Annotated in this window: 20 protein-coding genes; 12 read left to right on the top strand and 8 right to left on the bottom strand. The window is 75.7% G+C overall.

Features of this window, described 5'->3' with window-relative positions:
• The first annotated feature begins 111 nt into the window (after positions 1-111).
• Entirely contained in the window at positions 112-1035 is a 924-nt protein-coding gene (locus ABD990_RS13910) for a glycoside hydrolase family 16 protein (protein ID WP_345380887.1), read from the top strand.
• Between the two features lie 73 nt (positions 1036-1108).
• Positions 1109-4438 carry an ATP-dependent helicase gene (locus tag ABD990_RS13905; RefSeq protein WP_345380886.1) on the top strand — a complete coding sequence of 1110 codons (3330 nt, stop codon included), beginning with the start codon at positions 1109-1111 and terminating at the stop codon, positions 4436-4438.
• Between the two features lie 152 nt (positions 4439-4590).
• Here ABD990_RS13905 and ABD990_RS13900 read toward each other — a convergent pair whose 3' ends face one another.
• The 6 genes from ABD990_RS13900 to ABD990_RS13875 form a co-directional block, all read right to left on the bottom strand.
• On the bottom strand, positions 4591-6234 hold the full coding sequence (locus ABD990_RS13900; RefSeq protein ID WP_345380885.1) for a solute symporter family protein: 1644 nt from the start codon (positions 6232-6234) through the stop codon (positions 4591-4593).
• Complete coding sequence (locus ABD990_RS13895; protein ID WP_345380883.1) at positions 6231-6599, bottom strand: DUF485 domain-containing protein; 369 nt, start codon at positions 6597-6599, stop codon at positions 6231-6233. The genes ABD990_RS13900 and ABD990_RS13895 overlap by 4 nt, the downstream gene beginning before the upstream one ends.
• Before the next feature lie 165 nt (positions 6600-6764).
• Entirely contained in the window at positions 6765-8423 is a 1659-nt protein-coding gene (locus tag ABD990_RS13890; protein ID WP_345380882.1) for a sodium/solute symporter, read from the bottom strand.
• Positions 8420-8779 carry a hypothetical protein gene (locus ABD990_RS13885; protein WP_345380881.1) on the bottom strand — a complete coding sequence of 120 codons (360 nt, stop codon included), beginning with the start codon at positions 8777-8779 and terminating at the stop codon, positions 8420-8422. The genes ABD990_RS13890 and ABD990_RS13885 overlap by 4 nt, the downstream gene beginning before the upstream one ends.
• 10 nt (positions 8780-8789) lie before the next feature.
• On the bottom strand, positions 8790-9578 hold the full coding sequence (locus ABD990_RS13880) for a LytR/AlgR family response regulator transcription factor (protein WP_345380880.1): 789 nt from the start codon (positions 9576-9578) through the stop codon (positions 8790-8792).
• Positions 9575-10672, bottom strand: a complete 1098-nt coding sequence (locus ABD990_RS13875; RefSeq protein WP_425569596.1) for a sensor histidine kinase — start codon at positions 10670-10672, stop codon at positions 9575-9577. Before ABD990_RS13875 ends, ABD990_RS13880 begins: the two co-directional genes overlap by 4 nt.
• Before the next feature lie 78 nt (positions 10673-10750).
• Between ABD990_RS13875 and ABD990_RS13870 the strand changes: the two genes are divergently transcribed.
• Positions 10751-11824, top strand: coding sequence for a saccharopine dehydrogenase family protein (locus ABD990_RS13870; protein ID WP_345380879.1), 1074 nt, complete (start codon positions 10751-10753; stop codon positions 11822-11824).
• A gap of 57 nt (positions 11825-11881) precedes the next feature.
• On the opposite strand, the gene ABD990_RS13865 is transcribed toward ABD990_RS13870, so the two are convergent.
• The gene (locus ABD990_RS13865; RefSeq protein WP_345380878.1) at positions 11882-12238 is read right to left on the bottom strand and encodes a DoxX family protein; all 357 of its coding nucleotides are present in this window, start codon (positions 12236-12238) and stop codon (positions 11882-11884) included.
• 66 nt (positions 12239-12304) lie between these two features.
• On the opposite strand from ABD990_RS13865, the gene ABD990_RS13860 reads away from it, so the two are divergent.
• The 6 genes from ABD990_RS13860 (at position 12305) to ABD990_RS13835 (ending at position 18887) form a co-directional block, all read left to right on the top strand.
• Positions 12305-13360 carry a potassium channel family protein gene (locus ABD990_RS13860; protein ID WP_345380877.1) on the top strand — a complete coding sequence of 352 codons (1056 nt, stop codon included), beginning with the start codon at positions 12305-12307 and terminating at the stop codon, positions 13358-13360.
• An 11-nt stretch (positions 13361-13371) separates the two neighbouring features.
• Positions 13372-14223 (top strand): exodeoxyribonuclease III, encoded by an 852-nt coding sequence (locus ABD990_RS13855; RefSeq protein ID WP_345380876.1) that lies wholly within the window; start codon positions 13372-13374, stop codon positions 14221-14223.
• Positions 14224-14361: 138 nt separating this feature from the next.
• The gene (locus ABD990_RS13850) at positions 14362-15735 is read left to right on the top strand and encodes an aldehyde dehydrogenase family protein (RefSeq protein WP_345380875.1); all 1374 of its coding nucleotides are present in this window, start codon (positions 14362-14364) and stop codon (positions 15733-15735) included.
• 137 nt (positions 15736-15872) lie between these two features.
• Positions 15873-16613 (top strand): DUF4142 domain-containing protein, encoded by a 741-nt coding sequence (locus tag ABD990_RS13845; protein WP_345380874.1) that lies wholly within the window; start codon positions 15873-15875, stop codon positions 16611-16613.
• Positions 16614-16801: 188 nt separating this feature from the next.
• Positions 16802-17404, top strand: a complete 603-nt coding sequence (locus ABD990_RS13840; RefSeq protein WP_345380873.1) for a class F sortase — start codon at positions 16802-16804, stop codon at positions 17402-17404.
• Between the two features lie 205 nt (positions 17405-17609).
• Complete coding sequence (locus ABD990_RS13835; protein WP_345380872.1) at positions 17610-18887, top strand: aldehyde dehydrogenase family protein; 1278 nt, start codon at positions 17610-17612, stop codon at positions 18885-18887.
• A 235-nt stretch (positions 18888-19122) separates the two neighbouring features.
• Here ABD990_RS13835 and ABD990_RS13830 read toward each other — a convergent pair whose 3' ends face one another.
• Entirely contained in the window at positions 19123-19428 is a 306-nt protein-coding gene (locus ABD990_RS13830; RefSeq protein ID WP_345380871.1) for a hypothetical protein, read from the bottom strand.
• A gap of 255 nt (positions 19429-19683) precedes the next feature.
• Between ABD990_RS13830 and ABD990_RS13825 the strand changes: the two genes are divergently transcribed.
• From ABD990_RS13825 to nudC, 3 genes are read left to right on the top strand one after another with little or no spacing between them, the layout of a single operon-like run.
• A complete protein-coding gene (locus tag ABD990_RS13825; RefSeq protein ID WP_345380870.1) occupies positions 19684-21030 on the top strand; it encodes a M16 family metallopeptidase in 1347 nt (448 codons plus the stop codon).
• Positions 21027-22406 (top strand): M16 family metallopeptidase, encoded by a 1380-nt coding sequence (locus ABD990_RS13820; protein WP_345380869.1) that lies wholly within the window; start codon positions 21027-21029, stop codon positions 22404-22406. The genes ABD990_RS13825 and ABD990_RS13820 overlap by 4 nt, the downstream gene beginning before the upstream one ends.
• Positions 22403-23398, top strand: coding sequence for an NAD(+) diphosphatase (nudC, locus tag ABD990_RS13815; protein ID WP_345380868.1), 996 nt, complete (start codon positions 22403-22405; stop codon positions 23396-23398). Before ABD990_RS13820 ends, nudC begins: the two co-directional genes overlap by 4 nt.
• Positions 23399-23465 lie beyond the last annotated feature (67 nt).

Raw genomic sequence — 23465 nt, 5'->3', positions numbered from 1 at the left:
CACCCGGCCGTGTGTCCGCGCTAGGTTCGGGCGCGTCCCCCTTGCGTTTCTTCCCGTCGCGCCGCTGCTCCCCGCGTCGCCGCGCGGCGGTCCGGTCCCTGGAGGCTCCCCGTGTTCCGCCAACGCGTCCGTGCGGTCGGCCTCGCCGGCCTGCTGGCCGTCGTGCTCAGCGCGTGCGGCTCCGCGGCCGAGCCCGAGCTGACGCCCGCACCCGACTCGTCGCAGGGCGCCCTGCTGGCCCAACCCACCACGGCGCCTCCCCCGACGTCCGAGGCAGCGCCGACACCGGCCCCGACCACCACGCCGAAGCCGACCACCACGAAGAAGGCGGCCCCGAACGCGGCCCGGCAGGCTGCGGCGGCCTCGTCCGGCGTCGCCTGGGTGCCGGTCGGGGGCGACGAGTTCACCGGCGGCTCCCTCGACAAGGGCAGCTGGGGCACGTACGACTCGGTCGGCGCCTTCGGCAACGGCCGGCGCAGCCCCGACGCGGTGTCCGTGGTCGACGGCGCGCTCACGATCACCGCCCGGCCCGGGGACGGCGGGGTGTCGGGCGGCGTCGCCCACGCCAAGGGCCAGCTGTACGGGCGCTGGGAGTTCCGCGCCCGCACCGACAAGGGCCGCGGCTGGGGCTCGGCGATCCTGCTCTGGCCGGACTCGGAGAAGTGGCCGGACGACGGCGAGCTGGACATGATGGAGGTCCCCGGCGAGAACCGGGACCTGGCGCACACGATCATCCACTACGGCGGATCGGCCAACAAGACGTTCGGCGACGCCACCAAGGGCGACTTCTCGCAGTGGCACACGTTCGCGTTCGAGTGGCTGCCGGACCGGCTGACCGCGTACATCGACGGCCGGATGACGTTCGAGACCACCGACAAGGCGATGATCCCGACCACGCCGATGCACGCCACCATCCAGCTCGACCAGGGCCCCGCCAAGGACTGGCTCGCGGCGCCGGACGACACCACCCCGGCCGAGACGCGGCTGCAGGTCGACTACCTGCGGGTCTCCGCACTGCCCGGCCAGGCCGCCTGAGCCCGTCCCCACCCCTCGTCCCCATCGCCCCCGCCCGGCAGGTCCTGTCGGTGCGGTCGGGTAGACAGGTGCCGTGACGCTCGCCCCCGCCGACACACGCCTCCCGCCCGCGGTGCTGGCGCGCGCCCTGGGGCTGCCGCCGCCCACCGAGGAGCAGGCCGCGGTGATCGCCGCGCCGCCCGAGTCCGCACTGGTCGTGGCCGGGGCCGGCGCGGGCAAGACGGAGACGATGGCGGCCCGCGTCGTCTGGTTGGTGGCGACGGGGCAGGTGCTGCCCGAGCAGGTCCTCGGGCTCACGTTCACGCGCAAGGCCGCGCAGCAGCTCGGCACCCGGGTTCGCTCCCGGCTGCGCCGCCTCGCCGGCTCCCCGCTGCTCGACGAGCTGGACCCCGGCGGGGGGCGGCGCGCCGCGCTGCTCGCGGGCGAGCCGACCGTCGCGACCTACCACGCCTACGCCGGCCGGCTCGTCGCCGAGCACGCGCTGCGGCTGCCCGCCGAGCCGGCGTCGCGGCTGCTGGGCGAGACGGCCGCGTGGCAGCTGGCGCACCGCGTCGTCTCGTCCTGGGCGGCGGACCTCGAGGTGGACCGGGTGCCCGCCACCGTCACGGGCTACCTGCTGGCGCTGGCGGGGGAGCTGGGGGAGCACCTCGTCGAGCCGGAGCGGCTGCGTTCCTTCACGGCGGGGATGCTGGCGGTGCTGGAGAACGCACCGCCGGGCAAACGCCAGCGGGCCGAGCCGTCGCAGAAGTACCGGGACCGGATGGCGGCGCAGCGGCTGCGGGCCGAGCTGCTGCCGCTGGTCGAGGAGTACGCGCGGCGCAAGTCCGCCGAGCGCGCCATGGACTTCTCCGACCAGCTCGCGATCGCCGCCCGGGTCGCGGAGGCCCGGCCCGAGGTCGGCGCGATCGAGCGGGCGCAGTACCGGGCCGTGCTGCTCGACGAGTACCAGGACACCGGGCACGCCCAGCGCGTCCTGCTCCGCGCGCTGTTCGGCCGCATTCCCGGCGAGCCGGCGCGGGAGGAGCCGCTGGCCGTGACCGCGGTCGGCGACCCCTGCCAGTCCATCTACGGATGGCGCGGCGCGAGCGCCGGCAACCTCACGCGCTTCCGCACCGACTTCCCGCGTCCGGGCGGCGAGCCCGCCCGCGAGTACGGCCTGCTCACCAGCTTCCGCAACCCCGCGGAGGTGCTCGACCTGGCCAACGCCGTGTCCGAGCCGCTGCGCACCGCGCCGGACTCGGTGGCCGTCGGTGCGCTGCGGCCGGGGCCGCAGGCGGTGCCCGGCGAGGTGCGGGTGGCGCTGCACCCGGACGTCGTCGCCGAGGTCGAGTGGGTGGCGGACGGGATCGCGGCGCACTGGCGCGCCCGGGACGCGGTGGGCGAGGGCCCGCCGACCTCCGCGGTGCTGGTGCGCCGCCGCGGCGACATGGACGCCCTCGCCGCCGCGCTGCGCGCCCGCGGGCTGCCGGTGGAGGTCGTCGGGCTGGGCGGGCTGCTCGACACCCCGGAGGTCCGCGACCTGGTCAGCGCGCTGCGGATCGTGGCGGACCCGCTGGCCGGCCCGGCCGCGGTCCGGCTGCTCACCGGCGCCCGGTGGCGGCTCGGGGTGAGCGACCTGGCCGCGCTGTGGGCGCGGGCCCGCGAGCTGGTGCCGCCGCTGCCGCCGCGGCCCGGCCCGCTGGCACCCGAGGAGCTCGCGCTGGGTGCGCTGCCGGGGGAGCAGGCCGAGCAGGCCGGCCTGGTCGACGCGCTGGACGACCCGGGCGAGCCCGAGCGCTACTCCCCGGCCGGGTACGCGCGGATCACCCGGCTCGCGCGCGAGCTGTCCTGGCTGCGATCGCGCGCGTCGGCGCCGCTCACCGACCTGGTCGCGGACGTCGAGCGCGTCCTGCTGCTGGACGTCGAGACCGCGGCCCGACCCGGGCCCGCCGGCCGGGCGCACCTCGACGCCTTCGCGGACGTCGTCGCCGACTTCGCGACCGGGGCCGAGGTGGCGAGCCTGCCCGCGCTGCTGGACTACCTCGAGACCGCCGAGAAGGCCGAGGACGGGCTGTCCCCGGGCGAGGTCGAGGTGGCCGAGGACCGCGTGCAGATCCTCACGGTGCACGCCGCGAAGGGCCTGGAGTGGGAGGTCGTCGCGGTGCCGCACGTGGTCACCCAGGTCTTCCCGGGGCGGCGCATGTCGGGGACCTGGCTCACCGGCGTGGCGGAGCTGCCGGTCCCGCTGCGGGGCGACGCGGACGACCTGCCCGGCCTGTACCTGCCGCCGGGTCCGGACCGCAAGCAGGTCGAGCAGGCGCTCGACGAGCACGACGCCGCCCTCGAGGAGCGCCGCAGGACCGAGGAGCGCCGCCTGTTCTACGTGGCGCTCACCCGCTCCGAGCACGTCCTGCTCTGCTCGGGGCACCACTGGGGCGCCACGGGCTCGAAGCCGCGCGGCCCCTCGCCGTTCCTCGAGGAGCTGCGGGTGATCGCGGAACCCGAGGTGTGGGCGGAGCCGCCGGAGGAGGGCGCCGAGAACCCGGTGCTCGCCGAGCAGGTCACCGCCGAGTGGCCCCCGAACCCGCTCGGTCCGCGCACCGGGGCGGTGCACGAGGGCGCCGAGCTGGTCCGCGAGGCCATCCGCACGCAGGAGCGGGTGCGGCGGGCCGAGCGGCGCCGGGCCCGCGAGACCGACCAGCTGAGCTTCGACATCGAACCCGAACCGGTGGGGGAGCCGGACCCGGAGGGCTGGGCCGCCGACGTGGACGTGCTGCTGGCGGAGCGGGCGGCGGGCATCGCGCGTCCGTCGGTCGCGCTCCCGGGGCACGTGTCGGTGAGCCAGCTCGTCGAGCTCGCGGCCGACGTGGACGCGTTCGCCGCGGGTCTGCGCCGGCCGCTGCCGCTGCCGCCGAACCCGCACGCCCGCCGCGGCACCGCCTTCCACGCCTGGCTGGAACAGCGGTTCGGGGCGGAGCGGCTGCTCGACATCGACGAGCTGCCCGGCGCGGCGGACGAGGGCGCCAGCGAGTCCACGGACGCCGAGCTCGCCGAGCTGCAGGAGTCCTTCCTCGCCTCGGAATGGGCGGACCGGGTGCCGGTCGAGGCCGAGGTCTCCTTCGAGACGGTGCTGGCCGGGGTGGCGGTGCGCGGCCGGATGGACGCCGTGTTCGCCGACCCGGACGGCGGCTTCACGGTCGTGGACTGGAAGACGGGTGCGGTGCCGGACGAGTCGCGCCGGCACGCGGTCGGGGTGCAGCTCGCGGTGTACCGGCTCGCGTGGGCGGCGCTGGCGGAGGTGCCGCCGGAGAAGGTCCGGGCCGCGTTCCACTACGTGCGCGAGGGCGTCACCCTCCGGCCCGCCGACCTGGAGACCGCCGAGGAGCTGCACGCCATGATCCGCAGCCTCCCCGAGAGCCCCTGACCGCGGGACTCCCGAGACCGCACTGTGGAACCGTCACGCGGCAGAGCACCCGACCAGTTCGCGTGAGGGAACCAGGATCCCCGACGCGGAGCCCGAGAACGCCGGACGCGGCGCCCCCGGGAAGGGACGCCGCGTCCGCGTCGAGCAGCTCGCTAGTGCGCGACCGCCTTCTCGGCGCCGGCCCCGGTGAGCGAGCGGACCTCCATCTCCGCGTACTTCTCCTTGTTCGCCTTCTCCTTCGACAGCACCGTGCCGAGGTAGCCGAGCAGGAAGGACGCCGGGATCGAGATCAGGCCCGGGTTGTCGAGCGGGAACCAGTGGAAGTCCACGCCCTGCAGCATCGAGTTGCTGCGGCCGGTGGCGGGATCGACCGGCTTCCCGGACACGACCGGCGAGAAGATGATCAGCACCAGCGTGATGGAGAGACCGCCGTAGATGCTCCACAGCGCGCCGTTGGTGTTGAACTTCCTCCAGAACAGCGAGTAGAGGATCGTCGGCAGGTTCGCCGAGGCCGCGACGGCGAAGGCCAGCGCCACGAGGAACGCGATGTTCTGCCCGTTGGCGAGGATGCCGCCCGCGATGGCGACGATGCCGATCACGACCGCCGTGCGCCGCGCGATCTTCACCTCGGTGTGCTGCTCGTCCTGCACCTGGCCGTGCTTGATCACGTTGATGTAGATGTCGTGCGCGAAGGACGCCGACGCCGTGATCGTGAGTCCGGCGACCACCGCGAGGATCGTCGCGAAGGCCACGGCCGCGATCAGCCCCAGCAGCACCGTGCCACCGAGCTCGTAGGCCAGCAGCGGGGCCGCGGAGTTGGCCGCGCCGGGGGCCTTCTTGATCGCGTCGGGCCCGACGATCGCCCCGGCGCCGTAGCCGAGGACCAGCGTGAACAGGTAGAAGATGCCGATCAGCCAGATCGCCCACACGACCGAGCGACGCGCCTCCTTGGCCGTCGGCACGGTGTAGAAGCGCATCAGGATGTGCGGCAGGCCCGCGGTGCCGAGCACCAGCGCCAGGCCGAGCGAGATGAAGTCGAGGCGGGTGGTGCCGCTCTTGCCGTACTGGGCGCCCGGGTTGAGGAGCTTCTCGCCGGCCGCGCCGGCCCGCTCGACGGCGTCGCCGAGCAGCGCGGACAGGTTGAACCCGACCAGCGAGAGCACCCACAGCGTCATCACGCCGGCGCCGACGATCAGCAGCACCGCCTTGATGATCTGCACCCAGGTCGTGCCACGCATGCCGCCGATGAGCACGTAGGCGATCATCAGCGCGCCGACGATCGCGATGACGATCGACTGACCCGTCGTGGAGGTGACGTCGAGCAGCAGCGCGACGAGGCCGCCCGCGCCGGCCATCTGGGCCAGCAGGTAGAAGAACGACACCGCGAGCGTCGAGGTCGCCGCGGCGGCACGGACCGGACGCTGGCGCATCCGGAACGCCAGGACGTCGCCCATGGTGTAGCGGCCGGTGTTGCGCAGCAGCTCCGCGACGAGCAGCAGCGCCACCAGCCAGGCGACGAGGAAGCCGATCGAGTAGAGGAAGCCGTCGTAGCCGTTGAGGGCGATGGCGCCGGCGATGCCGAGGAACGAGGCGGCCGACAGGTAGTCGCCGGAGATCGCGATGCCGTTCTGCGGGCCGGAGAAGCCGCCGCCCGCGGTGTAGAAGTCGCTCGCGCCGCTCGACGCCTTCTTGCTCACGCGGATCACGATCGCCAGCGTGACGATCACGAAGATCGCGAAGATGCTGATGTTGAGCAGCGGGCTCGAGCCCTCCACCCCTTGCGCCAGGAGCCTCACTTGCGGACCCCCTCGATCTCCTCGCGGATCGCCTCCGCGTGCGGATCGAACTTCTTGTCCGCCCACTTCACGTACCAGGTCGTGATGGCGAACGTGGACACGAACTGCAGCAGGCCGAAGACCAGGCCGACGTTGATGTTGCCCACCAGCTTGATCGACATGAAGCCGGCCGCGTAGCTCGCCAGCACCACGTACAGCAGGTACCAGGCGAGGAACGCGGCGGTGAGCGGGAAGATGAATCGGCGCAACCGGCTGCGGAGCGCCTGGAACTCGGGGCTCTGCTGGACCGTTGTCCAGTCGGGCCGCTCCGTGGCGCCTCCTGCCGGGCTCTCGCCGGCAGGGGGCCCGGACTCGGTGGTGCTCACGGTGCCTCCTCGCATCGTGGGGATCAACGGGCCGCGCGGACCCGGACGGACCGGGCACAGCACACCGGGACTACCCAGGACGGCGGAAGTAACCCACGACACACCGCGGGGTCGGACGACGAACGGCCGACGAACGGTCGGATTCTGCGACCAGTGGTCCCGTGTTCAGGTTCGCTCGTCCAGGTGCAGCCGCAGCATCGCGGCCTCGGCACCCGCCGGCGGGCGGTCGCGGCGGGACACCGCGATCATCGTGAGGAAGGCGAGCGGCACGGAGAACAGCGCCGGCTGCCCGAGCAGCAGCGCCACCAGCCCGGGGTCCGGCCGGGCCAGCAGCCCCAGCGCCATGACCCCGGCCGACGACGCCAGCCCGACCGCCATCCCCACGAACGCGCCCCGCGCCGTCAGCCCCCGCCACCAGATCCCGAGCACCAGCATCGGGCAGAAGGTCGACGCGGCCACGGCGAAGGCCGAGGTGACGACCGCGCCGACGTCGATCCGCACGGCCGGCAGGGCGAACAGCACGATCACGCCGGCCGCGAGCAGCGCGGTCAGCCGCAGCCGGCGCAGCGAGCCGGGCAGCAGGTCGTGGGCGAGCGCCCCGGCCAGCGCGAGCAGCAGGCCGAGCGAGGTGGCCAGGAACGCGGCGAAGGCGCCCGCGGTGAGCAGCGCGGTGAACACCGCCCCGGTGGTGCCGCCGTCGACCCGGCCCGGCAGCGCGACGACGGCGGTGTCGGTCGCCCCGGACAGGTACAGCTCGGGCAGCAGCACCCCGCCCAGCAGCCCGTAGACCACGGTGAAGACGTAGAAGGAGCCGAGCAGGCCGACCGTGATGGCCGCGGTCCGCCGGGCGGCGCGGCCGTCCGGGCTGGTGTGGAACCGGACGATGACGTGCGGGAGCCCCATCGTGCCCAGGGCCGTGGCGACCAGGATCGACCAGGTGGCGAGCAGCGGGTGGCCGTTGCCGCCGTCGAGCAGGGGGTGCTGCCAGGTGTCGCTGCCCGGCAGCGCCGCGCCCGCGATCTCCGGCACGGCGGCGCCCTCGGGGAAGACCCAGGTCGCCTCGCCGGGGGCCACGTGCTCGCCCGGGTCCAGCCGCACCGGCACCCCGCCGGCGAGGACCGTGACCGGCTCCCGGACCTGCAACCGGGTGTCCAGCCGGAACGTCACCTCGGTGGCCCGCGGGAAGGCGGTGTACTCCGCGGGCCGCAGCGCCTCCGCCCGGGTGCCGGCGCCGACCGCCACGACCAGCCAGATCGCCGGGACGATGAACAGCAGCAGCTTGAGCACGAACTGGAAGGCCTGCACGTAGGTGGCGGCGCGCATCCCGCCGAGCGCGAGCGTCACGCTGACCGCCGCGCCCGCGACCACGATCCCGACCCAGTGCGGGGTGCCGCTGACCAGCGTGAGGACCTGGCCCGCGGCCGTGAACTGCGGGACCAGGTACAGCCCGGCGATCACCAGCACGACGACGGCGCTGAACCGGCGCAGGCCCGCCGAGCCCAGCCGGGCCTCGGCGAAGTCCGGCACGGTGAGCGCGCCCGTGCGCCGCATCGGGGCCGCGACCAGCACGAGCATCAGCAGGTAGCCCGCGGTGAACCCGACCGGGTACCAGAGCGCGCCCACCCCGTTCTTCACGACGAGCCCCGCGGTGCCGAGGAACGACGCCGCGGACAGGTACTCCCCGGCGACGGCGGCGGCGTTGAGCGTGGGGGAGACCCGCCGGGACGCGACGAGGAAGTCCGAGGTGGACCGCAGCGCCGCCACGCCGCGCGCCCCGATCAGCAGCGTCGCCAGGACGACCGGGACGACGGCGAACGCGATCACCGGCCGCGGTCCCGCTCGGTCCCGCCCTCGGTCCGCTCGGCGCGGAGCAGCTGCCAGTGCGCCAGCCCCGCGAGCACCGGGTAGGGCAGCAGCGCGACGGCGATCCAGACGACCGGGACCGGCCCGAGCCGCACGTCCACCGGCACCACCCCGAGCAGCACGGGCAGCCCGACCAGCAGCAGCGCGGCGGCGGCCAGCGTGCTCGCGGCGATCCGCAGCTGACGGCGCCGGATCCGCGCCGCCGCACGCAGCTCGTCGCCGGTCAACGACCGCGGCACCGCCGACACGCCCCGCCGCGCGGCGAGCGCCACCCGGGTCTGCGGGCTGGTCACCGCGACCCGCCGCTGCCGGCTCACCGGGCCGCGCTCATCGTGGCCGGCCCGGTGAGAAGTCGCCGCGGGTCGCGGCCTCGAGCAGCCGTTCCCGCAGCTCGCGGGCGTGCCGGCGGCTCACCGGGACGTCACCGGCGTCCGTGTGGGCGAGCAGCCCGCCGCTCGTGTCGCTGCGCAGCTCCTGCACCGCGTGCACGGCCAGCAGGAAGCTGCGGTGCACCCGCACGTACCCCGCGCCCGACCAGTACTCCTCCAGCCGCGAGATCGGCATCCGCACCAGGTGGGAGCCCCCGCGGGTGTAGAGCCGCACGTAGTCGCCCTGGGCCTCGGCGAACCGGACGTCGTCCCGGCGCACGTACCGGGTCCTGCCGCCGAGCTCGACGGACACCGCGGCCAGCTCGTCGACGGCCGGGGCGGGCGGCGCGGGGTCCGCGGCCCGCGCGACGCGCAGCACCCGGGCGAGGGTCGCGTCGAGCCGTTCCGCGGCGACCGGTTTAAGCAGGTAGTCCAGCGCGCCCACGCCGTAGGCGGACACGGCGTGCTCCTCGAACGCCGTCACGAACACGATCTCCGGCGGGTCGGTCATCCGGGAGAGCAGGGAGGCGAGCTCCAGGCCGTCCATCCCCGGCATGGAGATGTCGAGGAAGGCGGCGTCGAACCGGCCGGCCTGCAGCAGCTTCAGCGCGGTGAGCGCGTCTCCGGCGGGCACGACCTCCTCGACGCAACGCGACGCCGCCAGCAGCCGGGTCAGCTCGGCGAGGGCCGGGGCGACGTCGTCGACCGCCAGGACCCGCAGGCGCGCCTCGTTCACCCTGCCGTTCACGAGGCGACCACCCCGGGCTGGAAGCGCGGCACCCGCATGACCACGCGGGTGCCGGCGCCGACCGCGGTCTCGATCACCAGGCCGTACTGCGGGCCGTAGACCGCGCGCAGCCGTCGGTCCACGTTGGTCAGCGCGAGCCCGTCGCCCGGTCCGGCCCCGGCGAGCAGCGCGCGGGCCACCTCGGGATCCATGCCGGGCCCGTCGTCCTCGATCGCGATGACGCACTCCGAGCCCTGGGCCTCGCCGCTGACCTGCACGGACCCGCCCTCGTTGCGTCGCTCGACGCCGTGCTGCACCGCGTTCTCCACCAGCGGCTGCAGGGCGAGGAAGGGCAGTGCGACCGGGAGCACCTCCGGCGCGATCCGGACCTGCACCCGCAGCCGGTCGCCGAGCACCGCGCGGGCCAGCGCCAGGTAGGCCTCGACGGCGCGGAACTCCCCGGCCAGCGTGGTGTAGTCGCCGCGGCGGGCCACCGAGTGCCGGATGTACTCGGCGAAGTCGAGGATCAGGTCGCGGGCCCGGTCCGGGTCGCTGTCGACGAACGAGCCGATCGTGGTCAGCGCGTTGTAGACGAAGTGCGGGGAGATCTCCGCGCGCAACGCCCGCAGCTCGGCCTCCTCCGCGGCCGTCGCCGACGCCTCGAGCCGGCCGCGTTCGAGCGCCTCGGCGACCCAGTCGGCGGCCCGCCGCGCCGCCGCGCGCGTGACGTCGCCGCACACCGCCAGCACCCCGGCGGGCTCCCCGCGGACCTGCAGCGGCAGCACCACCGTCGTGCCGCGCGCCGCCCGGTGCCCGTCCCGGCGCGCCTGCTCGACGAGCTCGTCGGCCTGCGGGTCGGGGCGCCCCGACCAGGCGATCTCCCCGTGCAGCTCCGCCAGTCCGACGGCGTCGGCGTCGAGCAGGGTGCGCAGCCGCCGGACCGCCCGCGCCACCGGGTCCGGGCCGAGGTCACCGGCCCGCGCGCCCAGGCCGCCGCGCAGGTCGGCGGCGATCGCCGCGCCCGCGGCGAGGACCTCCGTCGCGTCGCCGCCGGCGCGGCGGAACAGCCGCCGGCGCCGCGGGACGCGCGGGACCTCGCCGTCGGTCGCGATCACGCGCACACCTTAGGCACCCGGCCCGGTCCCGCGCGCCCGTCGGACGGGTCATGGCCGGTCCGCTTACGCTCCGGAACCGTGAGCGGACGCATCGTGCTGTTCGGCGCCACCGGCTACACGGGCGGGCGCACCGCGGAGGTGCTGGTCGGGCGGGGGGTGCGGCCCGTGCTGGCCGGGCGCGACGCCGCCCGGCTGGCGGCCCTGGGCGAGCGCCTCGGCTGCCCGACCGTGACCGCGGACGTCACCGACGTCGCGTCCGTCTCCGCGCTCGTCGGCCCGGACGACGTGCTGGTCACCACCGTCGGCCCGTTCACCCGGCTCGGCGGGGCGGCGCTCGCCGCGGCGGTGTCCGCCGGCGCGACCTGTGTGGACTCGGCCGGCGAGCCGCCCTTCCTCCGCGAGGTCTTCGAGCTGCAGGGCCCGGCCGCCGAGCGCTCCGGCGCGCGGTTGCTCACCGCATTCGGCCACGACTACGTGCCCGGTGTGCTCGCCGGGGCGCTCGCGCTGCGTGAGGCGGGGGAGCGGGCCGCGCGCGTGGACGTCGGCTACTTCCTGTCCGGCCGCGGCCGGCTGTTCTCCCGCGGCACCGTGAAGTCCCTGATCGGGATCGCCGGGACGCCCGGGCACACCGTCCGGCACGGCACCCTGACGACGGAGAAGGCGGGCGCGCGGCTGCGCACCTACGAGGTCGACGGGCGGCCGTGGCCCGGTGTGTCGATCGGGGGCGTCGAGCACTTCGCGCTGCCGCGGCTGCACCCCGGGCTGCGGACGGTGGACGTCCACCTCGGTTGGTTCGGGGCACTGAGCGAGGTCGTGCACCGCACGAGCCGGCTCCCCGGCCCGCCCGCGCCGCTGCTCGCGGGCCTCGGCCGGCTCGCCGACCGGTTGCCCCGCGCCCCCTCGGCGGAGGCGCTGGCGGGCTGCCGGTCGCACGTCGTCGCCGAGGTGTTCGACGAGTACGGCACCCTCCTCGCCCGCACCCGCCGCACCGCCCCCGACCCGTACGCCCTCACCGCCGACCTGCTCGCCTGGGGCGCCTCCCGCGCGCTTTCGCACGGCGTCGCCGGTGTCGGTGCGCTCGATCCGGTGGGCGCCTTCGGGCTGGACGCGCTCGCCGACGGTGCGGCCTCCGCAGGTCTCACGTCCCCGTGAGTGCTCACTGCCGCTACGGGGGCAGTTGCCACTCACGACCCCGCTGACCTGCGGAGATCAGCCCCTGCGGGCCACCCTCAGCACCCAGAGCGCCAGCGGCACCTGCAGCGGCAGCCGGCCGTGGGCGACGGCGCGCCGCCGCGCCGGCTCGTCCGCCCGGTCGAGCGCCGTCTTCAGGTTGGCCGGGAACACCGCGACGAACAGCGCCGCGGCGGCGTACCCGCCCGGCCGACGGGTTGGCGGCACCGCCACGGCGGCCGCGACGGCGCCCTCCGCGACCCCCGAGGCGTAGGTCCAGAACCGCCGGGTGCCCGGCAGCCCGGCGGGGACGATCGCGTCGAAGAACCGCGGGGCGACGGCGTGCGCGACGGCGGCCGTGCCGAGCAGCGCGGCGAGCGGCCGGGAGGTGTTCATCCCGGCATGATCGCAGGGCGGACACCCGTCCCCCGGTGCGCCCCGCGGGGCGCTAGTCTCCGCGCGATGCGTGATCGGCCCCGCCGCCCGCCCGTCGATCCGCTGGTGATCGGCGCCCTTCGCATGCCCGACAACCCCGAGAGGCCGTTGGTCGCGCTGCTCAAGCGGGTGGCCGTCGCGTTCGGGGCGCTGCTCGCCGCCGCGTTGATCGTCTACGTCGGCCGCGACGGGTACGTCGACAACAACGGCGAGGGCGAGATCTCGTTCAACGACGCCCTCTACTACGCCACGGTCTCGCTCTCGACGACCGGCTACGGCGACATCGTCCCCTACACGGCGACCGCCCGGCTGCTCACGACCGTGGTGATCACGCCGCTGCGGCTGCTGTTCCTGATCGTCCTCGTCGGCACCACCGTCGAGCTGCTCACCGAACGCTCCCGGCAGTCGTTCCGGATCCAGCGCTGGAGGTCACGCGTGCGCGACCACACCGTCGTCATCGGGTACGGGACGAAGGGCCGTGCCGCCGTCGAGACGCTGCTCGGCGACGGCGTCGAGCCGGAACGGATCGTGGTGGTCGACACCGACCGCGCCCAGCTCGACGCGGCCTCCGCGCTCGGTCTCGTCACGGTGACGGGAAACGCCACCCGCTCCGCCGTGCTCCGCATCGCGGGCGCCCACCAGGCGTCGGCCATCGTCGTGGCGACGAACCGGGACGACACCGCCGTCCTCGTCACCCTGACGGCGCGGGAGATGGCGCCGAAGACGCGGATCGTGTGCGCGGTCCGGGAGTCGGAGAACGTGCACCTGCTGCGGCAGTCCGGCGCCGATTCGGTGATCGTCTCCGCGGAGACGGCGGGCCGCCTGCTCGGCGTCGCGACCCGGACCCCGAGCGTCGTCGAGGTGGTCGAGGACCTGCTCACGCCGGAGGCCGGCTTCGCGATCAGCGAGCGCGAGGTCGAGTCGGACGAGGTGGGCGGCTCCCCGCGGCACCTCGCCGACATCGTGCTGGGCGTGGTGCGCGGCGACGAGCTCTACCGGGTCGACGCCTCGGCCGTCGACGCCCTCGAGCGGGGCGACCGGCTGCTGTACGTCCGCAAGGCCTCGCCCGCCGACGACGACTAGGGTCGCTCGCCGTGCGCCTCGCGACCTGGAACGTGAACTCCGCGAAGTCGCGGCTGCCGCGGCTGCTGCCCTGGCTGGACGAGCGGGCCCCGGACGTCGTCTGCCTGCAGGAGACCAAGCTGTCCGACGCCGACTGGGCCGCCGAGTTCGACGGCCCGCTGGCCGAGCGCGGCTACGAGGTCGCCCACCACGGGCAGGGCCGGTGGAACGGGGTGGCGCTGCTGTCCCGCGTCGGGTTGACGGACGTCCTGCGCGGGCTGCCCGAGGAACCCACCTTCGACTCGGACACCCCCGACGCCCGCGCGATCACCGCCACCTGCGGCGGGCTGCGCGTGACCTCGGTCTACGTGCCCAACGGCCGCACCCCGGACGACCCGCACTACGGCTACAAGCTGCGCTGGCTCGAGGCCCTGCGGCACATGGTGTCCGCGGGCGACACCGCGCACACCGTCGTGGCCGGGGACATGAACATCGCCCCGACGGACGCCGACGTCTGGGACCCCGACCTGTTCGTCGGCTCCACCCACGTCACGCCGCCGGAGCGGGAGGCGCTCGCCGCCCTGCAGGCGACCGGGCTGTCCGACGTGGTGCGGGACCGGTGGCCGGGCGACCGCGTGTTCTCGTACTGGGACTACCGCGCGGGCCGCTTCCACAAGGACATGGGGATGCGCATCGACCTGGTGCTCTGCGGCGCCGATCCCGCGGGCCGGACGAAGGCGGCGTGGATCGACCGTAAGGCGCGGAAGGGCTCGGGGCCCAGCGACCACGCCCCGGTGATGGTCGACCTCGACGAGGCCCCGGACGGCGACATCGGGCCGGTGGTGCCGCCGCCGTCCACCCCCGCCAAGCTCAAGCACCACTGAGCGGGGGCGAGCGGAGGTCGCCATCGAGCGGCGTTGATCTGAGTTCGCGGAGCGGACGTCGGCACCGGGCGGAGCGTCGATCGTGCACTGAGGACCGCGGCGCGGCGTACTTCTCCTCGTGCCGGGTAGCCGTCACGCATGACGGCCGTCCTGGAACCGACCCGCACCCTCACCCTCTCCGACCCGCGCACCGGCGAAGCCCTCGAGCCGGTCCCCGTCGCCGGCGAGGAAGAGGTCCGGGCCGCGCTGGCCGCCGCCCGCGCCGCCGCGCCGGCCTGGGCCCGCACCGCCCCCGCGGAGCGCGCCGCCGCCGTCCGGGCCGCCGCCGACGCCGTCCGCGCGGCGGCCGGGGAGCTCGCCGAGCTGAACACCCGGGAGACCGGTAAGACGCCGGACGACGCCCGCGGCGGCGTCGAGGCCGGCATCGGCACCCTGGAGCAGTACGCCCAGCTCGGGCCGCTGCACCGCGGGCGCAGCCTGCAGGGCGGGTGGGGCGCGACGGACCTGATGGTGCACGCGCCGCGCGGCGTCGTCGCCGTCCTGACCCCGTGGAACGACCCGGTCGCGGTGGCCGCGGGCCTGCTCGGTGCCGCACTGGTCACCGGCAACACCGTCGTGCACAAGCCGAGCGAGCGCTGCCCGCGCACCGGGCGCCGGTTCGCCGAGCTGCTCGCCGCGCACCTGCCCGAGGGCGTCCTGCAGGTCCTCGACGGCGACGGGGCGGTCGGCGAGGCGCTGGCCGGCTCGGCGGAGGTCGACGTCGTCGCGCACGTCGGCAGCACCGCCACCGGCCGCTCGATCGCCACGGCCTGCGCACGGACCGGGGCGAAGGCGCTGCTGGAGAACGGCGGCAACGACCCGCTGATCGTCGACGCCGGGGTCGACCCGGCCTGGGCCGCCGAGCAGGCGGCGCTCGGCTCCTTCGCCAACGCGGGACAGATCTGCGTGTCGGTGGAGCGGATCTACGTGCTCACCGAGGTCGCCGAGCCCTTCCTCGAGGCACTCGTGGCCGAGGCGGGGAAGTGGGCCGAGCGGATCGGCCCCCTCGTGGACGAGCGCCAGCGGGAGCACGTGCACGCCCACGTGCAGGGGGCGGTCGCGGACGGCGCGCGCCTGCTCGCGGGCGGCGAGCTGCCGACCGGGCCCGGCTCGTTCTACCCGCCGACCGTGCTCGGCGGCTGCACGCCGGGCATGGCGGTGCTGTCCGAGGAGACGTTCGGGCCGGTCGCGCCCGTGCGGGAGGTGCCGGACCTCGACACCGCGCTGCGCGAGGCCGCCGAGGACCGGTACGGGCTCGCCGCCACCGTGCTCACCCCGGACATGGAGCACGCCCAACGCGCCTGGCGCGAGCTGCCGGTGGGCACGGTGAAGGTCAACGCGGTGTTCGGCGGGGCCCCGGGCGGGGCGGCCGAGCCGCGTGGCGCCAGCGGGCAGGGCTTCGGGTACGGACCGGAGCTGCTCGACGAGATGACGACGACGACCGTCGTGCACCTCGCGCCGCCGCCTCGCTGAGTACCCACCGCGGCCCTCGCCCAACCGGGCGTTGAGGCGTGGGCAGAACGGACCACCCGATCGAGCTGCACGCAGTTGCGGGGCGCCGTCGCGTCCCGATACTCGGCCACGTGACCAGCACATCTCGGGGGAACGTGATGACCACTCGGCTGACCCGCGCGGCGGCCGGCACCGTCCTCGCGGCGCTCGCGCTGACGGGTGCGGCCGCCTGCGGGTCGGGCTCCGACCAGGCGCCGCCGGCCCCGACCGGGAGCGCGGCGCCGCCGTCCCCGGGCGGCGACGCCGGCGGCGGGGCGACCGACGCCACCCGGGAGGCCTTCGGCCAGGCCAACCAGGGCGCGCTCGGGCTCGTCGCGCTCGGCGGGCTGGGCACGGACAAGGGCGTCGGCGAGCAGGTCACGGGGCTGGCGCCGGACCTGACGTCGCAGGGCCAGGCGCTGCTCGACCAGGTCGGGCAGGCCGCCTCCGCGCAGGGCGTCGTGCTCGGCGACCAGCTCGACGCCCAGCAGCAGGCCCTGATCGCGGACCTCCAGGCGCGCAGCGGGCAGCCCTTCGACGCCGCGTGGCTGCAGGCGGCCCGGTCCACGTTGCAGCAGGCGCGCGACGCGGCCGACGCGGTGATCGACGACCCGAACGCCTCCGCCGACGCCAGGTCCGCGGCCCGGCAGGCGCTCGCCCAGCTCGACGCGCTGGCCGCGAGGCTCTCGGCCGCCTCGTCGTCCGCGGGCGCCGCCACGCCGGGCTCGGTCGACGCCGGCAGCGGGGGCCAGGCCGCCGGCTCGGACGACGTCCTGCCGGTCGTCCTCGCCGGATCCGGGCTGGTGCTGCTCGGGGCCGCCGGGGTGGCCGGGTACCGGGCGCGGCGGACCCGCGCCTGACCGTGCGCGTCCGCGCACCCGGCCCGACGGCCGGCGGCCCCGCTCCGGGGACGTCGGCCGTGGGTCGGCAGGTGCGGGCCGGGTCCTCGCCGGCGCCGGCCGGAGCCGCCGCGACCGCGCCGGCTCGTGACGGCGCCGACGTGCCGGAGGCCTCGGTGGCGGACCGGGCACCGCGTCGGCGACGGTGGATGCCCGCCCTGCTCGGGTCGGCCGGGGTGGTGCTGCTGGTCGCGGCGGCGGTGCTCGTCGTCGGTCGGGAGCCGGCCGTGACCGCACACCCCGTCGGCGTGGTGCCGGCGGGCACCGTGGCCCCCGGGCCGGGCGCCCCGCCGTGGCTCCGTCCCGGCGGTGCGGTCCCGGTGCGTCTCGACCTGCCCGGACGCGGGACCGGTGCGCCGGTCGTCCCGGTCGGGACCGGGCCCGACGGCGCGCTCGTCGTCCCCGAGCCGCCACAGACCGTCGGCTGGTGGGCACCCGGCGCGCTCGCCGGCTCGGGGACCGGCACCGTCGTGGTCGCCGGGCACGTGGACTCGCGGGTCGCCGGGATCGGGATCCTCGCCGTCCTGCCCGAGCTCGCGGTCGGCGAGCCGGTGGTCCTGACCGGCGACGACGGCCGCGCCGTCCGGTACCGCGTCGTCGCGCGGCGGGAGTTCGCCAAGGCGGTGCTGCCCGCCGACACCTTCGCCCGCACCGGTCCACCACGGCTGGTGCTCGTGACCTGTGGCGGGCGCTTCGACCCGGACACGCGGTCCTACGAGGACAACATCGTCGTCTATGCCGAGCCCGCCTGAGCGGCACGCCTGCCCGGACCGCGTCGGCTCCCCTGGCTGCCCGCGCTGGTTCATGATCGGCACGTGCGGTGCGTACCGGGCGCCGACGGCCGTCAGGTACCGCAGTCGATGATCATGACGCGGCCCGTCCGCGGACCGCCGCCGACCGCGTGAGGTCTCCGGTGGAGCGGGAATGTCGACGGCGGGCGTGTCGTACGGTTGTCGCGTGAGCGCAGCCGCCGAAGCCCCCGAGTTCGCCGCCGTCCGGACCGCCGCCCAGCGTGCGGCCGCGGCCGCCCCGGGTGTGCGTGCGGCGGGTGGCACCGCGGTCGACGCCGCGCTGCGCACCGCCGCCGGTCTACTCCGCGAGGAGGCCGACGGGCTGCTGGCGGCCAACGCCCGGGACGTCGAGGCGGCCACCGCCAACGGGATGGCCGGCGGCCTGCTCGACCGGCTCCGGCTCACGCCCGAGCGGCTCGCGGACATGGCGACCCAGCTCGAGGTGCTGGCGGAGACGCCGGAGCCGCCGGTGGAGCGGTTCGTCCGGAACCTGCCGACGGGCGAGCGCGTCTTCGAGCGCAGCATCCCGGTCGGCGTCATCGGCGCGGTCTTCGAGGCCCGCCCCAACGTGACGATCGACGTCGCCTCGCAGGTCCTCAAGGCCCGCAGCGCCGCCGTCCTGCGCACCGGCGCCGCCGCGCTGGGCAGCGCGACCGCCCTGGTCGAGCGGGTGATCGCACCCGCGCTCGCCGCGCACGGCATCCCCGCGGACGCGGTGCAGCTCGTCCCGCTGCCCGGGCACGCCGGCGCCGAGGCACTCGTCGGGCTGCCCGACCTGGTGCCGCTCGTCGTGGTGCGGGGGAGCGGTGAGGTCACCCGGAAGCTGTCGATGCTGGGCGCGGCCGCGGGCACCCGCGTGCTCGCCCACGCCGACGGCGGTGGCGTGCTGTACCTGGACTCGACGGCCGAGGAGACCGTCGTCGAGCGGCTGGTGCACGACTCGACCGACCGCCTCGGCGTGTGCAACAGGCTGAACCTGCTGCTCATCGACCGCCCGGTGTACGAGAAGCTCCTGCCGGTCGCGGAGAAGGTGCTGCGGGACCGCGGCATCGCGCTGAGCCTGCCGCCGCACGCGCACGCCCTCGGCCACGAGTGGGCGCTCGACTCCGGCAACGAGGCGCACGTGACGGTCGCGCCCGTCGACGGCGCGGTCGACGCCGCGCTCACCGCCGCCCGCGAGACCTCGGGCCTGGCCGCCTGCGTCTGCGCGGCCGACGAGGCGGTCGCGCACCGGTTCATCGACGCCTACACGGGCACGGGCGTGTTCTGGAACAGCCCGACCCGCCTGCTCGACGGGTACAAGCTGCTCGGCCTGCCCGAGACGGGCATCAACGTCGACCACACCCCCGGCCCCCGGGGCCCGGTCACCTACCCCGACCTCGCCCTCCGCCAGTTCGTGGTGCTCCCCCCGGCCTCGATCCAGGACGCCGCCCCTCCCAGCTGACCACGCGGATCTCCCGACTCGCGGGTCCACATCTCCCGACCCGCGCACAAGGGAGCGCGAGTCGGGAGTTCCTGCAGCGCGAGTCGGGTCTGCGCTCCCGCGAGTCGGGGTCTGGGCTCCTGCGAGTCGGGGTCTTAGCTTCCGCGAGTCGGACGCCCCACCCCAGAACGCCGACCGCGCGGCACACCCCCCGAGGTGTGCCGCGCGGTTGCGGGCGGACGTGGGTCCGGTGGGCTCAGTGCGCCCAGGAGTGCTCGTGCGAGCCGTGGTCGTTCCAGTCGTCGCCGCGGCCGTGGTCCTTGTCGTGGTCCCAGTCGTCGTGCTTGTCGTGGTCCCGGTCGCCGTCGTGGTGCTTGTCGTCCCAGTCGTGGCCGTCGTGGTCCCGGTCGTGGTCCCGGTCGTGGTCCTTGTCGTGCTTCCAGTCGTGGTCCCCGTGACCGTCGTGCTTGTCGTGCTTCCAGTCGTGGTCGTGGTCCTTGTCGTGGTGCTTGTCGTCCCAGTCGTTGTGGTGGTTGTCCTCGTGCTTGCTCTTCCAGCCCATCGGGAGCTCCTCGGGAGTGTCGGGCGGGGGATCCGGGCGGTCCCTCCGATGCCGAGAACTCTGCCGGTCGGCGGCCCGCGGAACGATCGTGTCGGCCCCCGCTCCGCATGATCGTCACCCCCGTTCCCGCCGGGGGTCGACCCCACCCCGTGGCGGGGGCCGGCCCCTCGCGCCTCACCGCGGCCGCGCGCCGGGAGCGGGCTCACGGAGCGATCGTCCGGCGGACTGTCGGGGTGCGGGGATAGGGTCGAATCCGTGCCAGCTCCCGAACTCCACCGGGCCACGCTCCCCAACGGCCTGCGCGTGCTCCTCGCGCCCGACCCGGCCACCCCGGTCGTCGGCGTCGCGGTGCACGTCGACGTCGGCTTCCGGTCCGAGCCCGAGGGGCGCACCGGCTTCGCCCACCTGTTCGAGCACCTGATGTTCCAGGGCAGCGAGAGCCTCGCGAAGCTGGAGCACTTCCGGCTGGTCCAGGGCGCGGGCGGGGTGTTCAACGGCTCGACCCACCAGGACTACACGGACTACTTCGAGGTGCTGCCCGGCGCCGCGCTGGAGCGCGCGCTGTTCCTCGAGGCGGACCGGCTGCGGGCCCCGAAGCTCACGGAGGAGAACCTCCGCAACCAGGTGGACGTGGTCAAGGAGGAGATCCGGCTCAACGTCCTGAACCGGCCGTACGGCGGGTTCCCCTGGATCCTGTTGCCACCGGTCCTCTATGACACCTTCCCCAACGCGCACAACGGCTACGGCGACTTCAGCGAGCTCGAGCAGGCCACGCTGGACGACGCCGCCTCGTTCTTCGACACCTACTACGCCCCGGGCAACGCGCAGGTCACCGTGCACGGCGACTTCGCGGCCGCCGGCGGGGTGGACGAGGTGCTCGCGCTCGTCGAGAAGCACTTCGGCGACATCCCGGCCCGGCCCACGCCGCAGCGGCCGTCGTTCGGCGAGCCGGTCCCGGGTGCGGAGCGGCGCGGCAGCGTGGCGGACGCGCACGCCCCCATGCCGGCCCTCGCCGTCGGCTACCGGGTGCCGGACCCCTCGACCGCGCTGGACGACTACCTGGGTCACGCCCTGCTCGCGTCCGTCCTGGGCGACGGTGAGGCGGCCCGGCTGCAGCGCCGGCTCGTGCACGCGGACGGCCTGGTCACGGACGTCGGCGCCAGCAACGGGCTGATGGGCGGCCCGCTCGACGCGCGGGACCCCGACACGTTCACGATCACCGCCGTGCACCCGGGCACCGTGGACCCGGAGCGGGTGCTCGGTGCGATCGACGAGGAGCTGGACAAGCTGGCGGCCGAGGGTCCGAGCGCCGACGAGCTGGCCCGCCAGTCCGCGCGCTGGGCCGCCTCCCTGCACCACGAGGACGACCGCGTGATGTACCGGATGCTCGGCCTCGGCGCCCGCGAGCTGCTCTACGGGCGCGCCGAGATCGCGCAGGAGCTGCCCGCGCGGATCGCCGCGGTCACCCCGGAGCAGGTCCGGTCCGCCGCGGAGTCGCTGCGCTCGGCCGGCCGGGCCGTGCTGCTCGTCGAGCCGACGAACGGCGGCCCGGGCAGTGAGGACTCCGCCGAGCTGGCGAACCCCGAGGAGGCCGGCGCATGAGCGCGCCCACCATGCACCGCACCGCCGAGGAGATCGGCCGGACGCCGGCTGGCCCGCGCCCGCTGCCCCCGCTGGGCGCGACGCGCGAGGTCCCGCTGCCCGAGGTCGTCACCGAGACCCTGCCGTCCGGGCTGCGCGTGCTGGCCGTGCACCGGCCCGGCGTGCCGATGGTCGAGCTGCGGCTGCGCGTGCCGTTCGCCGCGCCCGGCGCGGTCGCCGATCCGGGGTTCACCGCGCGGGCCGAGCTGCTGTCGTCGGCCATGCTCACCGGCACCGCCACCCACGACCGGGTGGGGATCGACGACGAGCTGGCCGGTGTCGGCGCCGAGCTCGGCGTGGCCGTGGACCCGGAGCGGCTGCTGGTGCACGGCTCCGGCCTGGCGGAGGGGCTGCCGACGGTCCTCGGCGTCCTCGCGGACGTGCTGACCGGCGCGACCTACCCCGAGGCGGAGCTGCTGCGCGAGCGTGAGCGGCTGGTCGAGCGGATCGCCGTCGCCCGGGCGCAGCCCCGCACCGTGGCGCGGGAGGCCCTCCAGCGGAAGCGTTTCGGCGAGCACCCGATCGCGCTCGAGATGCCTTCGGGGGAGGCGGTCGCGGCCGTCGACCCCGGCGAGGTGCGGGCACTGCATGCGGAGGCCGTCGTGCCGCGGGGGTCCACGCTGGTGGTGGTCGGCGAGATCGACCCGGCCGAGGCGATCGCGTCCGTCGGCTCGGTGCTCGGCGGCTGGCAGACCGCGGGGCAGGCCCGGGAGCTGGGCACGCCCCCGGTCACCGGCGCCGGCCCGCTGGAGCTGGTGCACCGGCCCGGGTCGGTGCAGTCGCAGCTGCGGCTCACCGCACCCGCGCTGCGGCGGGACGAGGAGGGCTACGCGGCCTTCCAGCTCGCCAACCTCGTCTTCGGCGGCTACTTCTCCTCGCGCTGGATGGAGAACATCCGCGAGGACAAGGGCTACACCTACGGCGCCCACTCGGGCGCCGAGTTCGTGCCGGGCGCGGCGGTGCTCGGCGTGGAGACGGACGTCGCCAGCGAGGTCACCGCGGCCGCGCTGCTGGAGACCCGGTACGAGCTGGGCCGCATGGTCGCCGTGCCGCCCACCGCGGAGGAGATCGAGGCCGCCCGCCGCTACGCGATCGGGTCGCTGCTCATCTCCCTGGACAGCCAGGGCGGGCTCGCCTCCACCCTCGCCGCGCTCGACGCCGCAGGCCTGTCGGTCGACTGGCTGCGGGAGCGCCCGGTGCGGCTGGAGGCGGTCACGCCCGAGCAGGTGGCCGAGACCGCGCTCGAGTACTTCGCACCCGAGCGGTTCACCGGCGTCGTCGTGGGCGACGCCGAGGTGATCGGCCCGCGGCTGCGTGCGCTGGGAGGCGTGGAATGACGTTCGAACTGGTCACCCCGCCCGTCCTGTCCCGCGGGACCGTGCTGCGGGACGAGCCGCTGCGCCTCGACGCGGACCGGCAGAAGGCCACGTGGCCGAGCGCGCGCGTGGTCGTCGTCGACGACAAGGGGCGCACGCCGGTCTCCTGGGAGGCCGCGCCCCAGGCCCGCTTCCGGGAGGGCGACGCCGCGGCCTGGGACGCCGCCGCCGGCTCCGGGGCCGTCCTGCGCACCCGGCCCGCCGAGGAGGTCGCCCCGGCCCCACCGGGAGACGCCGTGCTGCTCGGCGAGGCGGAGGGCGTCCCCTACTGGGCCGTCCGCGGCCGGCCGGACCTCCTGGCGGGGGACGACCCGGCGGACTGGGCGGACCTGCGGGCCGTCGGCGCCGAGCTCGACGCCCTCGGCGCGGGCCTGTTCACCGGCGCCGTCGCCGCCCTGAACTGGCACGACACCGCCCGCTTCTGCTCCCGGGACGGCTCGCCGACCCACCCGCACAACGCCGGCTGGGCCCGGCGCTGCGAGGCGCACCAGCACGAGGAGTACCCGCGCACGGACCCGGCGGTGATCTGCCTGGTGCACGACGGCGCCGACCGCGTCCTGCTCGCCCGCCAGCCGGTGTGGCCGCCCGGCCGCTACTCGGTGCTCGCCGGCTTCGTGGAGGCCGGCGAGTCGCTCGAGGCGTGCGTCATGCGGGAGATCCACGAGGAGGTGGGGGTCGACGTCTCGGAGGTCGCCTACCTCGGCAGCCAGGCGTGGCCCTTCCCGCGCTCGCTGATGATCGGGTTCCAGGCGCAGGCGGACCCGGACCAGCCGCTGCGGCCCGCGGAGGGCGAGATCGAGGAGGCCATCTGGGTCACCCGCGCGGAGCTGCGGACGGCGATGGACAAGGGCGACTGGGGCGCCCGCGAGGAGTCGGACGGCAAGCTCGTCCTGCTTCCGGGGCGGGTGTCGATCGCCCGCTCGATGCTCGACTCGTGGGCGGCCCAGGGCTGACCACGTCGACCGCCGAGGACGCTCCGCACCGCGCACGGGAAGTGCGGGGCGCCCAGAACGGCACGAC

The sequence above is a fragment of the Pseudonocardia yuanmonensis genome (genome assembly GCF_039542425.1).
In the GTDB taxonomy this organism is placed as follows: domain Bacteria; phylum Actinomycetota; class Actinomycetes; order Mycobacteriales; family Pseudonocardiaceae; genus Pseudonocardia; species Pseudonocardia yuanmonensis.
Note: the sequence above shows the minus strand (reverse complement) of the source record. Positions and strands in the feature narration are given on the sequence as shown.

Coding starts and splice junctions, on each gene's coding strand:
- ABD990_RS13865 (WP_345380878.1), bottom strand. CDS start 12,238: ATGAACACCTCCCGGCCGCTCGCCGCGCTGCTCGGCACGGCCGCCGTC.
- ABD990_RS13860 (WP_345380877.1), top strand. CDS start 12,305: ATGCGTGATCGGCCCCGCCGCCCGCCCGTCGATCCGCTGGTGATCGGC.
- ABD990_RS13850 (WP_345380875.1), top strand. CDS start 14,362: ATGACGGCCGTCCTGGAACCGACCCGCACCCTCACCCTCTCCGACCCG.
- ABD990_RS13845 (WP_345380874.1), top strand. CDS start 15,873: ATGACCACTCGGCTGACCCGCGCGGCGGCCGGCACCGTCCTCGCGGCG.
- ABD990_RS13840 (WP_345380873.1), top strand. CDS start 16,802: ATGCCCGCCCTGCTCGGGTCGGCCGGGGTGGTGCTGCTGGTCGCGGCG.
- ABD990_RS13830 (WP_345380871.1), bottom strand. CDS start 19,428: ATGGGCTGGAAGAGCAAGCACGAGGACAACCACCACAACGACTGGGAC.
- ABD990_RS13820 (WP_345380869.1), top strand. CDS start 21,027: ATGAGCGCGCCCACCATGCACCGCACCGCCGAGGAGATCGGCCGGACG.
- nudC (WP_345380868.1), top strand. CDS start 22,403: ATGACGTTCGAACTGGTCACCCCGCCCGTCCTGTCCCGCGGGACCGTG.